The organism is Peribacillus sp. FSL M8-0224 (assembly GCF_038003055.1).
GTDB lineage: Bacteria > Bacillota > Bacilli > Bacillales > DSM-1321 > Peribacillus > Peribacillus frigoritolerans.
In genome coordinates this window covers 1142547-1155660 of record NZ_JBBOOJ010000001.1, presented here as the reverse complement: position 1 = coordinate 1155660, position 13114 = coordinate 1142547, and the positions used below count along the sequence as shown (strand labels likewise).

The window sequence follows — 13114 nt, the reverse complement described above, 5'->3', positions numbered from 1 at the left end:
AGAAAGCGTGGATATAGTTATCCACGCTTCAGGCAATATTCACTAAAGAAATTAAAGTTGACGAAGTTCTTGCATGATTTCTGTTTTTGATTTTGTTTTTTCGTCAATTTGTTTAATGACCCTCGCCGGGATACCAGCAGCCACGGAGTATGGAGGAACGTCTTTCGTTACGACGGCACCAGCAGCGACAACGGAACCTTCTCCGATTTTGACACCTTCCAGTACGACCGCATTGGCTCCGATCAATACATCATCTTCCAAAATGACCGGCTGTGCGGAAGGTGGCTCGATGACACCTGCTAAAACGGCACCAGCACCTACGTGACAGTTTTTGCCCACTGTTGCACGTCCGCCCAGTATTGCGTTCATGTCGATCATTGTACCTTCACCGATGACAGATCCAATATTGATTGATGCACCCATCATGATGACTGCGTTATCTCCAATGGAAACTTGGTCACGGATTATTGCGCCTGGCTCGATACGGGCTTTGATGCCTTTTAGGTCCAATAAAGGAATGGCAGAGTTACGACGATCATTTTCAACTACATAATCCTCGATTTTTGTTCCTGCTGTCTTGATCGCTTCTTCGATTTCAGACCACTCACCGAATACAACCCCTGTATTTCCTGTTATGAAAGTTTTAGAAGCTGGACCAAAATCCAGGCCTTCTAAATCGCCTTTGACATATACCTTTACAGGTGTAGATTTTTTACTATTCGAGATAAAAGAAATAATTTCGTTTGCATCCATTTTATTCATTCCGGGTAAACCTCCTAAATATGTATCATTACTCGTTTTAAATTTACCAGACAACAGCCGGCAAGACAAGTTGAATGTCACTCATATATATTAATCTGCCCTATTGACATTTTCGTCGGCGGACCTATAACATTCCTTGGTCGCGGATATGCTCTTTCACCACTTCCGTGAATGCTTGGACTTGCTTTAACTGGAAGGCAGATTCATAGCCGCAAAGCCATGTATCACGTTCGATTGAGTGGTTATGCCCATCCAGTAGAGGGATTTTAAATACATTCGTATCTTTATCATGTAAAGTGATGGCTGGCAGGATCGCATATCCAATACCATTAACCACCATTTGTTTGCATGTTTCGATTTGATCAACGACTATGGTGTTTTTTGGTGTCGTTTGAAATTGCCGATGCCACCAATCTTGGATTTCCTGATAATAATTCGAATCGCTTTTAAACTGAATGAATGGACGGTCCGTTTCGAACACTTGATTCAATTCCTTCATTTCAGTATCCACCAAATACAGCATATCCGTGAATAAATGCTGTTTTACGCCTTTCCAATCCGGTGCTCCCCTTATGATGCCAATATGCACTTGCCCTTCATACAAAGACTTTAAAATCTCACTGCTCCAGCCAGTGATCAAGGAAATTTTTGCATACGGATATTTTCGGACGAACTTTTTCAATACTTGCGGCAGCCAATTTTGACCGACAATCGAGGCACAGGCTATTTTCAAAGTGCCATATACTTCATGGTCCATGGCTTGAATACTTTCCCTAACCTTCTCTTCTTTTTCTATAACCTCATTGGCCAAACGAATTACCGCTTCACCTGCAGGCGTCAGTGACAGCCCCTTTTGTGAACGCAGAAACAGTTTCGAGCCCCAATCCTTTTCTATTGATTGTAAACGCTGGGATAAAGCCGGCTGGGAAACGAACAACCGCTCAGCTGCTTTTCTCATATTCATTTCCTGAGCAAGCACTGATAATAAATGAAATTCTGAAAATGACATACACACCAACCTCTTGATAATTAATTCTTAATCATGATGATTTAATTTATTTAAATTTTATTATCAACAAAGTCCGCTTATAATACAAGAGAAAAGAAACGGAGTGAATATCCTTTGACGATCATTTTATTGCTTGCCATCAGTTTTGCAGCATCCTTTGTCGGGACATTGGCCGGGAGCGGCGGTCTCATCGGCATGCCGTCCCTTCTTTTGATAGGTTTACCCATTCACCAGGTTATTGGATCAGTCAAATTTTCCAATATGTTTTCTTCTTTCTCTAGCTTTTATATTTTACTCAAGAAAAAGCAGCTAAAATTGAAAGATGCCCTCCAGTTAATCCCATTTGCCCTTTTTGGTGGCTTATGCGGCGGTCTGCTTGCTAATTCATTCTCCGAGAAGGCAATGAATTTGTTAGCCATCTGCCTTTTGACTGTCGCTTTGATCATGAATTTCATCAAAAAACCGAAACCTTCCGATGAATCGGATTGGCATCTCCCAAAAAAAGTTTATCCATCCCTATTCGGAATCAGTGTCTATGACGGAATGTTCGGACCGGGACAGGCGACCATGCTCATGTATACCTTTTTAAGAAATGGCGCCACCTACCTTCAATCCCTGGCCTTTACTAGATTCCAAACTTTCATTAGCTGTACAGCTGCATTCATTACCTATTTCATGGCCGGTAACATTGCATGGGGGATTGCCATTTATTACACGATCGGTTCCCTGATCGGATCACAGCTGGCCTTGCGTGTGGCTCAAAAAATCTCCACTGGACAGTTGAAATTCATTTTACATTCGGTCACGATCGCATTATTGATTCAATTGGTCATCAGAGTTGCGTTTCCTTAAAACAAAGGCAAACTCCATTAACGAGTCTGCCTTTTTCCTATGCCTTCTTATTCTTCCTTATTCTTTCTTAGTCTCGTTAGAAACAGGAAGCTGATTACAGAGAAGACTAGAACAATGAGATAAATCGTCTGTAAAGACAATGTAAGTCCTTCCTGTAAAACATTTACCACATTTTCAGGAAGCGACGTGCGTTCTTCACTGTTCAACAATTTATTTGCCGTATCTATCGTCACTCCCGATCCGGCCGGCGCATGCTCGTTCAGATAAGCGTGAAGCCTCATATTCATGATTCCTCCAAGTAATGCAGCACCTACAGTATTTCCTAAATTACGCATGAACATATTGGAAGCTGTCGCAATACCCCTTCGTTCCCAGCTGACGGTTTTTTGAATGACGACAATGAATGAGGTAGAAGTCAAGCCCATGCCTACACCGACAAAGAAGGATCCCATGGCGGCAATAATGGGCCCAGCTTCCGGCTTCATCCATACTAGGATCAGACTCCCAAGGATCAATGAGCACCCTCCAAGAAGGGAGGTTGATTTAAATCCTATTTTCAACAATAACTTGCCTGACACCATAGATGCGATCGGCCAGCCAATTGACATGGCTGTCAATGTAAAACCAGCTACCGTAGGCGAGCGCTCCATCACGCCCTGAACGAATGTGGGGAGGAAACTTGATAATCCAATCATCATCACCCCTGTCGTCAAGGATACTAGGTTCGCAATCAGAATGGAACGCTCCTGCCAGATTTCAAATGGCATCATCGGTTCGGCTGCTTTCTTTTCCTGAAGAATGAATAGGATAAAGGTGATGATGGCCACTAATGCCAAGGATATGACCGGAGCTGAAGTCCATGACCATTTCACTCCTCCTTCTACGAGCAGCACCATAAGAGTGGAAATGGACAATGTCAATAGCGTTGCACCTAGGTAATCGATATCACGTTTTTTCTTTTCGATATTTTCATGAAGGAATAACCAAATTCCAATAAAAGATAGTACGCCCAAAGGAATATTGACCCAAAAGACAAGTTTCCAAGTCAGGGATTCAACGAGCAAGCCGCCCAATGCTGGTCCCATGACCGCTGAAATGCCCCAAACGCTTGATAGATACCCTTGAACGCGTGCCCTCTCTTCATTTTTATAGATATCACCAATAATTGTCGAGGCTACAGGTGCTACAGCTCCCGCCCCAAAACCTTGTACAAAGCGATAAATGATGAGTTCCGTCATTGAATTGGCAAAGCCGCAAAGAAGGGAGCCGATTAAAAAGACAACGATTCCAAATAATAAGACGGGTTTTCTCCCGAGTATGTCCGATAGCTTTCCGTAGATCAAAACTGTTACGGCATTCATTAATAAATAGCCTGAAAACACCCAGCTGTATAGTGAAAAACCACCTAAATCACTTACAATGGCCGGCATTGCCGTCGAAACGATCGTTCCTTCAATAGCATTCATAAACATCGCCAACATGATGGCAGCCAATATGAAGGGACGTTTCAATTTTTTATTCTGCACGTTTGCACTATCCATTGCATGGCCCAATGTTTGCATCCTCTCCTAATAGATCCTACCTGTTAATAGACTTCACCACTAACTGGATCAAATATGTAAAAAAACAAGAAAACTCGCCAACTGGCGAGTCTTGGGGTTAACCGTCATTTTATGCCTTGCTTATTTATCAGGTGTATTTTGTTTAAATACTTTTTTCAAGATTGCCCTTCTTGTTAAGATGCCTTCAAATACATGTTCGTCATTCTCCACACAGACAAATGGATGATCAATCAACAATTCCACACCCTTGGTCAATGTATCTTCAATATGCAGGCGAGGTATTTCTATATTCATTATTTCGGAAACTTTTTTATGCTCAAGATTATCAAATTCAATTCGTTCCAGTCCCAAGATTGAATCGAGAATGACTGGTGTGCTAATTAAACCATGCAGTTTATACATCGGATCTAACACAGGAATGGCCGTATAACCGCTCTTTGTTAATACCAATAGTGCATGTTCTAAGTTATTGGTTACCTGCACGTGGGCCACGCGTTCAGAAGAAATCATTAAGTCTTTAACGCTGGATTCCAATAAATCCCCATCATGAGTACCGATCATGTTAAAACCCCTTACCATATGTTTTTATATACAGCTCTTTCTATAGTTTAACATATGTAAGCAGAAAAGGCTCATTCCTAGACCAATAAAATCCCAATTGGCGGGATTCGTGAGAGACCCTTAGCCCTTACTAGTTTTGATGTTAACCTGTTTAAAACCGCATTCCGGGCATTGATAAATCACATTTTGGTTGGATTGTGCCGTTAATACATTTTCCATTTCCCTTTCCTCACCGCATTCCGGGCATATTACCATCGGATTTTTCATTTACATCCCTCCAACTAATAAGATGTCGTAAAAATCACGACTTCATTCAGTAAAAATTGACCGGTTTTTCACAATAAAAAAGCCGCTTCCAATGGAAGGCGGCTTTTTGTGTTTTTTTAAGATTGAAGAAGATCAAAGATTTCAATGGTAATCATATCAATATTATCAAATTGATATTTTGATGATTTCCCTTTATCACTGTATACTTCAAGCTCGAACATTTCTGTTTTGCTGAAATATGTAACCTGGCACTTTTTCACACCATCTATTTCAAAAAAACGTTGAGCAGATTCAGATTCCTTCGCTTGCTCTTGAAGACTTTTCAATCTGGTAAGGATGCCCTGTAATTGAGACATACTCCCTCTCCTTTCTGAATAAAACCTTTTCGATAGGTTTCACTATACCATACTTTTCTATCCAGTAGCCACGCGGAAATAAATTCAGAATAATTTAAAACTTCATTCTTTACATGGCACTATTAACAGAATAAAATAAGGAATGGATTTTGTACATGAAAAATTTTCTGGGGGTAGATTCTGTTGCAAAACATTAGTGAGCTTGGTTTTCGAATTTCATTGATTGATGGTTTTGATTTGGATAGAAGAAATCGTACAGGAACATATGTAATTGCCGATGAAGACATCACCTTAGTCGAAACTTCCGCTAGCCCTTCCATCCCCCACTTAATGAAGGGGCTCGAACATTTGGGAATCGCCCTCGAAGATATTACATATATCATTCTTACCCATATTCATTTGGACCATGCAGGTGGAGCTGGACTTTTTTTACAGCATTGTCCGAATGCCAAAGTGATCGTCCACCCAAAAGGCGCAAGGCATCTAGAAGATCCAACACGTTTGATCGCTGGGGCTAAAGCAGTCTATGGTGAAGAATTCAACAAGCTTTTCGATCCGATATTACCTATACCTTTTGAAAAAATGCTGATTAAACAAGATAGGGAATCCCTAAAAACAAGTGATACTTCCACGTTGACCTTTTATGATACGCCAGGACACGCGAACCATCATTTAAGCATATACGATTCGGTTTCAAAAGGGATGTTTTCAGGTGACACCGTAGGCATCTATTATCGTGAACTCGATGAAGAAGGTTTGGAATTTTACTTACCGTCCACATCGCCAAACCAATTTAATCCCGACGCGATGCTTGCTGCAGCGGAATTGTATGAAAGCATTGGCGTCGAACGTATATATTTTGGCCATTACGGCGTATCGGAAAACCCTAAGGAAGTATATAAACAACTTCATTACTGGCTGCCTAAATTTGTGGAGACTGCCAAATCGGCATATAGGGAATATGCTAGCTTCGAGGATCAAGTGGCAGCAACCAGTAAAAATATTTTCACGGAAGTCGCTGTTCATTTAGGCGAAAAAGGAATCACTGCTGATCATCCAGTTTTTGATATCATTGCCATGGACTTGAACGTTTGTTCCATGGGATTGATAGACTATCTTGTAAAACAGGAGAAAAATCGGTAAAACGATCCTTGAGGTTTATCCCTATTCAAATGTCTTGGCATTCTCTATAATGAAAAAGTGAACCCTACTAAAGCATATATGGAGGAATGAAATGAAAGACGTTACACTCTATACCCAACCTGATTGCCCTCCCTGCAAAATCATGAAAATGTTCTTTGATGATAATAATATAGTATACAAAGAAAAAGATATTAAAGCAGATGGGCATGCACGTAAAGAACTAACCAATAAATACGGGGCTTATTCCACACCAACGGTCGTCATCGACGGGAAAGCCATTATTGGTTTTGAATTGGACGAAATAAAAAAAGAATTGAATATATAACAAAAAGTCTAGAGAAGGCTGTGGCCTTCTCTAGACTTTTTCATTTCAGCTTCCTTTAAAATCCCCAATTCTATTTTCTGTTTTCATACTTTACATCCGTTACCTTCCAAGCGCCATTTTCCTTTTTCAAAGTAACTGCTTCAACATGTTTTTCCATCGATACAGGTCCGTCCCCATTGTCCTGGAATTCTTCCTGAACATAAATGACATCACCGTTTTTCCCATATACAATTTCCGTATTCTTATCGTAACTGAAGAAAGGGATATAATACGGAGCGAAATCTGAACCAAATGCGGTATAACCGCCTTCGACTTTCACTACATTCGCTTGGACGAACTTCTCGATGAGATCACCTGTGAAATGTTTATCCAACTTTCCTTCAATCGCTTCCTTAGATCGTACTTCTTCGCTGATCGAACGTTGATTCTCCATGGCATCATGTACTAAAGATAGTACTTCCTCTCTATGTAAGCCCTCCGCTGAAGCAGTGAACCCCCCATTTAAAAATAAAAGGACGCTGGCAAGACATGCAACTAAATATTTACTCATTACAATCATCTCCTCGTTATAGAATTTCTCCTAATGATTCGGATTTTTGCCTCTGTCTTTCAATACCCGTCCAGGTCAAAGCCAAACTACAAAATCACATTCTCCGTTAGAACTTGAAACCATCGCCCATTTTTCACAATAAAAAAGAAGATTTCATGATATTGAAATCTTCTTCTTACAACTATCGAAAAGCATAGTAAAAAATAAAACCGGCAACCAAAATCGTCCCAATAAAAAGAGAAACGAATATCGGGTTCTTTAAATAAGGATGTTCCTTTACTGAATCATCGATAGTCGAATCATATCTGGCTTTCACTTTCTGTGCCCTTGCTACAGAATAAGTATAAAAGAGCAGATATAACGCCATGACTGTAACGATTATGATTAGAATCCAGATGTACGTGCTCAAAATATGTCTCCTCCAAGCGCATCATTTCTGCTTATCGTTACACATTTAAAGCGATTATATTCATGAATCGTTTTTTATAATAGTGCTTCATTTTCATATAAATAACTATAAGAAAGATCACAGAAAATATATTCCTTATTATTCAGTGGATAGGAAAAGGTCCGAATGGTTTCCCCCGTTTCAATATCACTGTATAAATCGGATAGCCTTCCTTTTTTCTCGTTACGCATCTTTACAATATTTTCGAGGAAATAAGGTCTCCAGCTCCAATTTTTATTCATATAACTCGGTTGGACTATCCATTGCCCGTCCTTATGGAGGATATTGGGGGATTTTTGATACCCCTCTTCATCACATATATATAGACGAAAACATATTGAATCCAATTTTTTCGCCAAAACTCCGAGAAACTCTTCATGGGAGCCGGCCCGCTTATGCTGTTTTAAGAAGTTTTGCATATTCTCGTTGAATTGCAAAGTCTTTTGATAAACGGCTTCAAGCTTCTTGGTCTCTAAAGAAATGAAGGACTGGCATTCTTGATGGAATTTTTCACGAAGTAAATCTTTATTAATGAATTCGCCCTCCGGTTTCGCCAAGAAATACCCTTGATAATATCGTCCCCCATTCTTCCATGCAAAGCGAAGCTGGTATTCGGACTCAATGTTCTCAAATAGTAAGTTGGCGCCGATTTTACGTGCTAGCATGCTTAAAGAAAACAGGATGACCTGATAGGCATCTCCACCTGAGATGCGAAGCTGGTCCAGGTTAACTTTTAAAATATTCGGAGAAATCTGTGCGATTCGGTCCAGTTGCGTATCTTGTCCTAAATGATCTAAAGCTATCTTAATCCCATATGTTTTAAAGTAAGCAAGCACATGCTGCAGAGGATCTAAGTTTTCCGGACTGATCGTGTCTGATAATTCCAACACGATCCGGTGCATTTCCTCCGGTTGAAAATGACGATGTAAAATCTCCATGAATTCTTCGCCATGATCCAGCATCAGCAAATTAGGATCTCTGTTGATAAAGATAAGAAAATCTTCACCATAGTCTTTTATTCTCTCCAAGGCAATTTCAAGTACGTAATTGTCCACTTCCACCCTATACTCTTCCGGCACTGCAGAATCGTGAAAAAATGGCCCAAGGCTTTTATATTCAGATTGTTCCTCATAGCGCCCTAGAATTTCATACCCGATTACTTGATGTTGATCTGCACTGAAAATCGGTTGAAAGAATGGTGTCACCCTGTCTAAATTCTTTAATATCTTTTCTGTATCCATGATGCATCTTCCCCCTAATTACGAAAACACCAATATGCCAAAATTATACCATTAGTTTCTTGCATTGATAATAAATAATTTTAATTCCTACTGCATAACTCTTTTTTCAGTGCATTAAAATTCCATTCATCCTATCCAATTTAAAAGAAGCACACTGAAAAGGCATTGCCCATAAATGGACAATGCCTTATGACTTATCAGAAAGGGAAGAACCATGGTATCGTAATCACCATGATAACGCCAATGAAGATCTGTATGGATATCCCGATCATGATAAAATCTTTATGCTTGTAATCACCTGCCGTCATGACAAGCGCGTTGGTAGTGGCAACCCTTGGAGTGGATAACGCCAAACTGCCAGCAACGGCAAGGCATAGAAACACAGGAAGTGGATCGATTCCTTGATTAACCGCAGATGTCAGGGCGATGGGCGTCATGATAACCGTCGCGGCTCCATACGGGATGAATTGGCTCAGGATCAGTGTCAGGAGGTAAAAGACCGCTAAAATGCCGTGTGCTCCGATATTACTGAATAAAACGGCCAGCCAATCACTTATCATTCTCACTCCACCCGTATTATCCAATGCAGCCGTTATTCCGAACATGGCGGCTATCAATAGCACAGGTTCCCAGTTAATCTTTTGGTAAGCATCCTCCATCGAACGGACACAGCCTGTAACCACCATCAACAATGCTGCCGTCAATACCGACAGTACAGCAGGGACGGACTCCATCGATAAAAGAATGACCATCAAAGCTGTGATTCCCAAGGCAATCCAAGCTTTGCCCTTGGAATGCACCGGAGAGCCATCTTCCGATGTACTCCCAATAACGATGACATCCTGCAAATCCGAGGAAATCCTTTCAATGTTCTCCCATTCTCCATGTATCAGGATTGCATCCCCCGGTTTCAGGCGTTCCGTTCCGACATCCGCTTGAATATATTCGCCATTCCGATTGATTGCCAGTACATTACATTGGTATTTCTCACGAAAATGGACATCAATCAAAGTTTGATTTTCATAATCCGAGTTCGGGACGATCAATATTTCCGTCAATCCAAATCTACTGCTAAGAAAATGTTTCTTTATTTGTTCGGTATTGAAATGTTTAAATTCCAGTTCATAGTTAAGTGCCAATCTCTCAACTGCTTCTTCTTCTCCAAACACCAAAATGATATCTTCAGGGTGAAGAACCTCATCCGCCCTGGCTGAAATCGTCTGCTGCCTTTGCAACAGCGGCAATTGCTTATCCTTTGGCTTCCGCTGGATTTCAATTAAAGTCAATTCATACTGAATAGGAAGCTGGAGGTCCGACAGCCTTTCCCCAACAATATCGGAAGTAGCGGGTATATGCAGATAATGCAATCGGTCATATACTTTGTACATGCCGGCAAGCTCCCCTGCCGACAGTCCCTTTACACTATTGTTCGCTGCAATGGTCTTCTCGGGAAGCAAAAGGCGTCCAAGTGTCAACATGAAGAATACCCCTGCTGCAAAGGCGACTAAGCCCACAGGTGTAAAGTCAAAAAATGATAAATTTCCTATTCCATTTTGCCGTAATACATCAGCGACGATCATATTGGAGGGAGTACCTGTAAGTGTTAATAGCCCTCCAATACTGCTTGCATAGGCAAGGGGCAATAAATACCTTGTCGGACTTGTTTTTTGTTGTAAGGCCATGCTCATGACGAGCGGTAGCAGTATGGAAACAATTCCAGTTCCGCTTAAAAAAGCACTTAATATTCCTGCTGTCAGCATGACGATAAGCAGCGATTTCCATTCACTGCCCCCACATAAACCCAACAACTTATTTCCTGCCTTTTCCACGATTCCTGTATTTAACAGGCCGGCACCGACTATAAATAGCCCAGCCAGCATGATGACCACTTGATTCGCAAAACCGGCCACTAGTTCATCCAATGTAAGAATCCCCAGTAACCCCAGAATGGATAGTGCACTAAGTGCAATTAAATCTGCTCGAAATTTTCCTTGTATAAAAAGCGCAATCGCGCATAGAAGTATAATCAGTGTAATAAACATTGGTTCGGTCATCATGTTACCTCCGTATAGATGTTCAATTTCAAACCGGATACGGTTTCATCAAACCCCAGTTTACATGTTTTTCATAGGCTTATAGAAGATATTTTCTTCAATTTATGTATATTGTTTGTTAGTATGAGGAAGTAACATTTTTATATTAGATAGGTTGATTAATTTGAATAAACCCATTTCCAGAAGAACATTCTTAAAGAAAAGTCTTGGTACTTTGGCTACCTTAACCGGTTTAGGTATTGGCGGAAACTATTATGCCCATAATTTGGAGCCGAAATGGCTGGAAACCAAGCATAAAATCATCAGCCATCCGCTTATCCCAAAAGGTTTTCATGGCATGAAAATGGTCCAATTCAGCGATACGCATTTAGGCTTCCAATTTCAGCTTAAAGATTTACAAGCAATTGTCAATAAGATAAACGAACTGGACCCTGATGTTATTTTATTTACTGGAGATTTAATGGACCAGCCTAATAAATACAAGGCTCACCAGAAAATCCCTCTCGTTTTGAATCAGCTCAAAGCGCCGCTTGGAAAATTCAGCATCTATGGTAACCATGATCATGGGGGATATGGCTCAGAAATTTACAGCGATATCATGGAAAAATCCCATTTTACCATGTTGCAAAACACCTCAGCTAAGATAACCTTATTATCGGCTGAAGAAATAATCATTGCCGGTGTTGATGATGCCATGCTAGGAAAGCCGGATTTTGAAAAAGCCCTTTTCGGCATCCCGAAAGAAGTGTTCACCATCATGCTTTCACATGCCCCTGACCTTGCCGACATATCAAGGACTTACGACATCCAGTATCAAATAAGCGGTCACAGTCATGGAGGTCAAGTGCAAATTCCCTTCGCCGGTGCCCTAGTAACTCCCCCATACGCTGAAAAGTACCGGGAAGGCACGTATGAAATCGATTCATTAACCTTACATGTTAATAGAGGCCTTGGCACTACCCGTCTCCCCTATCGTTTTCTTTCACGTCCGGAGTTAACTGTTTACGAATTCCAAGCCGAAAAATGATAGAAAAAGAACACAGGAGAAAACAGCCAGACTTATTAACAAAACCTGTGCGGATAAAACAACTTGTTGCCATGAATCATTTGTAATCGACTCCTATGAATTATAGCATTAGATGTATATCTGAGAAAACCAGGTTTTTTTTACCAGTACCCGTGGTAATTGCCATAAAGGTCATACCATAATTAAATAGCCACATAGGAAAGTGCCGATACAACCTAAAACAGACACCGTTATATAGATAAGGCAATCTATATAACGGTGTTTTCTAATAAGTTCAAGGGTTTCCATACTGAATGTTGAAAAGGTCGTAAAAGCGCCCAGGAAACCTATCGTCAGAAAAACCTGCAAAGATAAAGCCCAGCTTTCTTTCTGTGGCAACACCATTCCCAGCCCAAAGGATCCTATAAGATTAATCAGTAAAATGCTAACGGGTATCGAGACGGCTGGCAATAGCCTATTAAAAATAATCTGCAAGACATATCTAGAGGCCGCCCCAAAAAAGCCTCCTATAAAAACTGAAAGAACCTCAATCAAAGAGTCTCACCTCTCCGTTTTTTAAACAGGCCCAGTCCAAGGAAACCAGCGGCCAAACCAAATAAAAGCGTGGCTCCAAGATACATTCCCGCCAATGGCAGAGAAGTCTGCAGGAGATTCACCACTTCTTGAGAAAATGTGGACATCGTGGTAAAACCGCCGCAAAACCCGCTGCCCAGCGCCAAAAAAACAAATGATTTCTTTTTCGAGGCGAAATACCCATTTATCATTCCAAGTAAAAAGCTGCCTACTATATTTATTAAGAGGGTTCCAAGCGGGAAGAAGGAATGGCCGGCAGTCAAGATTACGCAATAACGCAATATCGCTCCAGCCGCTCCTCCAAAACCGACTGCAAAAATGCTTTTAAACCGATCCATCAAGGTCACCCCAAATTTTTATCATAAGTAGATTCATTATAACAGA

At 40.8% G+C, this 13114-nt stretch carries 16 protein-coding genes; 4 read left to right on the top strand and 12 right to left on the bottom strand.

Annotated features, from left to right (window positions below; all coding sequences use genetic code 11):
• Positions 1–51: 51 nt before the first annotated feature.
• Together dapD and MKX49_RS05600 are read right to left on the bottom strand one after the other, a co-directional pair.
• Positions 52–762, bottom strand: a complete 711-nt coding sequence (gene dapD, locus MKX49_RS05605; RefSeq protein WP_251538850.1) for a 2,3,4,5-tetrahydropyridine-2,6-dicarboxylate N-acetyltransferase — start codon at positions 760–762, stop codon at positions 52–54.
• Positions 763–886: 124 nt separating this feature from the next.
• Positions 887–1771 carry a LysR family transcriptional regulator gene (locus tag MKX49_RS05600; RefSeq protein WP_340875568.1) on the bottom strand — a complete coding sequence of 295 codons (885 nt, stop codon included), beginning with the start codon at positions 1769–1771 and terminating at the stop codon, positions 887–889.
• 114 nt (positions 1772–1885) lie between these two features.
• Between MKX49_RS05600 and MKX49_RS05595 the strand changes: the two genes are divergently transcribed.
• Positions 1886–2623, top strand: coding sequence for a sulfite exporter TauE/SafE family protein (locus tag MKX49_RS05595; RefSeq protein ID WP_323599441.1), 738 nt, complete (start codon positions 1886–1888; stop codon positions 2621–2623).
• A gap of 47 nt (positions 2624–2670) precedes the next feature.
• Here the strand turns inward: MKX49_RS05595 and MKX49_RS05590 are convergent, their stop codons facing one another.
• From MKX49_RS05590 to MKX49_RS05575, 4 genes are all read right to left on the bottom strand, one after another.
• Positions 2671–4185, bottom strand: a complete 1515-nt coding sequence (locus MKX49_RS05590; protein ID WP_063596353.1) for an MDR family MFS transporter — start codon at positions 4183–4185, stop codon at positions 2671–2673.
• A 120-nt stretch (positions 4186–4305) separates the two neighbouring features.
• Complete coding sequence (gene cbpB, locus MKX49_RS05585; protein WP_034314084.1) at positions 4306–4746, bottom strand: cyclic-di-AMP-binding protein CbpB; 441 nt, start codon at positions 4744–4746, stop codon at positions 4306–4308.
• Between the two features lie 120 nt (positions 4747–4866).
• Positions 4867–5013 carry a hypothetical protein gene (locus MKX49_RS05580; RefSeq protein WP_094246583.1) on the bottom strand — a complete coding sequence of 49 codons (147 nt, stop codon included), beginning with the start codon at positions 5011–5013 and terminating at the stop codon, positions 4867–4869.
• Positions 5014–5129: 116 nt separating this feature from the next.
• Entirely contained in the window at positions 5130–5369 is a 240-nt protein-coding gene (locus MKX49_RS05575; RefSeq protein ID WP_034314086.1) for a YkuJ family protein, read from the bottom strand.
• Between the two features lie 183 nt (positions 5370–5552).
• Between MKX49_RS05575 and MKX49_RS05570 the strand changes: the two genes are divergently transcribed.
• Both MKX49_RS05570 and MKX49_RS05565 read left to right on the top strand, forming a co-directional pair.
• Positions 5553–6512, top strand: coding sequence for an MBL fold metallo-hydrolase (locus tag MKX49_RS05570; RefSeq protein ID WP_340875564.1), 960 nt, complete (start codon positions 5553–5555; stop codon positions 6510–6512).
• A gap of 91 nt (positions 6513–6603) precedes the next feature.
• Entirely contained in the window at positions 6604–6837 is a 234-nt protein-coding gene (locus tag MKX49_RS05565; RefSeq protein WP_034314090.1) for a glutaredoxin family protein, read from the top strand.
• A 70-nt stretch (positions 6838–6907) separates the two neighbouring features.
• On the opposite strand, the gene MKX49_RS05560 is transcribed toward MKX49_RS05565, so the two are convergent.
• The 4 genes from MKX49_RS05560 to MKX49_RS05545 all read right to left on the bottom strand — a co-directional run bounded on the left by MKX49_RS05560 (position 6908) and on the right by MKX49_RS05545 (position 11130).
• Positions 6908–7387, bottom strand: a complete 480-nt coding sequence (locus MKX49_RS05560; protein WP_048687100.1) for a DUF3993 domain-containing protein — start codon at positions 7385–7387, stop codon at positions 6908–6910.
• Positions 7388–7568: 181 nt separating this feature from the next.
• On the bottom strand, positions 7569–7796 hold the full coding sequence (locus MKX49_RS05555; protein ID WP_048687102.1) for a hypothetical protein: 228 nt from the start codon (positions 7794–7796) through the stop codon (positions 7569–7571).
• 74 nt (positions 7797–7870) lie between these two features.
• Positions 7871–9076 carry an EAL domain-containing protein gene (locus MKX49_RS05550; RefSeq protein ID WP_048687103.1) on the bottom strand — a complete coding sequence of 402 codons (1206 nt, stop codon included), beginning with the start codon at positions 9074–9076 and terminating at the stop codon, positions 7871–7873.
• Between the two features lie 197 nt (positions 9077–9273).
• Positions 9274–11130 carry an SLC13 family permease gene (locus tag MKX49_RS05545; protein WP_318292952.1) on the bottom strand — a complete coding sequence of 619 codons (1857 nt, stop codon included), beginning with the start codon at positions 11128–11130 and terminating at the stop codon, positions 9274–9276.
• A 163-nt stretch (positions 11131–11293) separates the two neighbouring features.
• On the opposite strand from MKX49_RS05545, the gene MKX49_RS05540 reads away from it, so the two are divergent.
• Entirely contained in the window at positions 11294–12157 is an 864-nt protein-coding gene (locus MKX49_RS05540; RefSeq protein WP_063596358.1) for a metallophosphoesterase, read from the top strand.
• A 171-nt stretch (positions 12158–12328) separates the two neighbouring features.
• Here MKX49_RS05540 and crcB read toward each other — a convergent pair whose 3' ends face one another.
• Positions 12329–12691 (bottom strand): fluoride efflux transporter CrcB, encoded by a 363-nt coding sequence (crcB, locus tag MKX49_RS05535; protein WP_048678196.1) that lies wholly within the window; start codon positions 12689–12691, stop codon positions 12329–12331.
• Entirely contained in the window at positions 12688–13068 is a 381-nt protein-coding gene (locus tag MKX49_RS05530) for a fluoride efflux transporter FluC (protein WP_048678198.1), read from the bottom strand. The genes crcB and MKX49_RS05530 overlap by 4 nt, the downstream gene beginning before the upstream one ends.
• Positions 13069–13114 lie beyond the last annotated feature (46 nt).

What these genes read in the sequence shown, in the direction of transcription:
- MKX49_RS05575 (WP_034314086.1), bottom strand. Translation starts at nt 5,369, where the DNA reads ATGTCTCAATTACAGGGCATCCTTACCAGATTGAAAAGTCTTCAAGAG.
- MKX49_RS05590 (WP_063596353.1), bottom strand. Translation starts at nt 4,185, where the DNA reads ATGCAAACATTGGGCCATGCAATGGATAGTGCAAACGTGCAGAATAAA.
- MKX49_RS05530 (WP_048678198.1), bottom strand. Translation starts at nt 13,068, where the DNA reads ATGGATCGGTTTAAAAGCATTTTTGCAGTCGGTTTTGGAGGAGCGGCT.
- MKX49_RS05600 (WP_340875568.1), bottom strand. Translation starts at nt 1,771, where the DNA reads ATGTCATTTTCAGAATTTCATTTATTATCAGTGCTTGCTCAGGAAATG.
- MKX49_RS05545 (WP_318292952.1), bottom strand. Translation starts at nt 11,130, where the DNA reads ATGACCGAACCAATGTTTATTACACTGATTATACTTCTATGCGCGATT.
- MKX49_RS05560 (WP_048687100.1), bottom strand. Translation starts at nt 7,387, where the DNA reads ATGAGTAAATATTTAGTTGCATGTCTTGCCAGCGTCCTTTTATTTTTA.
- MKX49_RS05565 (WP_034314090.1), top strand. Translation starts at nt 6,604, where the DNA reads ATGAAAGACGTTACACTCTATACCCAACCTGATTGCCCTCCCTGCAAA.
- MKX49_RS05580 (WP_094246583.1), bottom strand. Translation starts at nt 5,013, where the DNA reads ATGAAAAATCCGATGGTAATATGCCCGGAATGCGGTGAGGAAAGGGAA.
- dapD (WP_251538850.1), bottom strand. Translation starts at nt 762, where the DNA reads ATGAATAAAATGGATGCAAACGAAATTATTTCTTTTATCTCGAATAGT.
- cbpB (WP_034314084.1), bottom strand. Translation starts at nt 4,746, where the DNA reads ATGATCGGTACTCATGATGGGGATTTATTGGAATCCAGCGTTAAAGAC.
- MKX49_RS05550 (WP_048687103.1), bottom strand. Translation starts at nt 9,076, where the DNA reads ATGGATACAGAAAAGATATTAAAGAATTTAGACAGGGTGACACCATTC.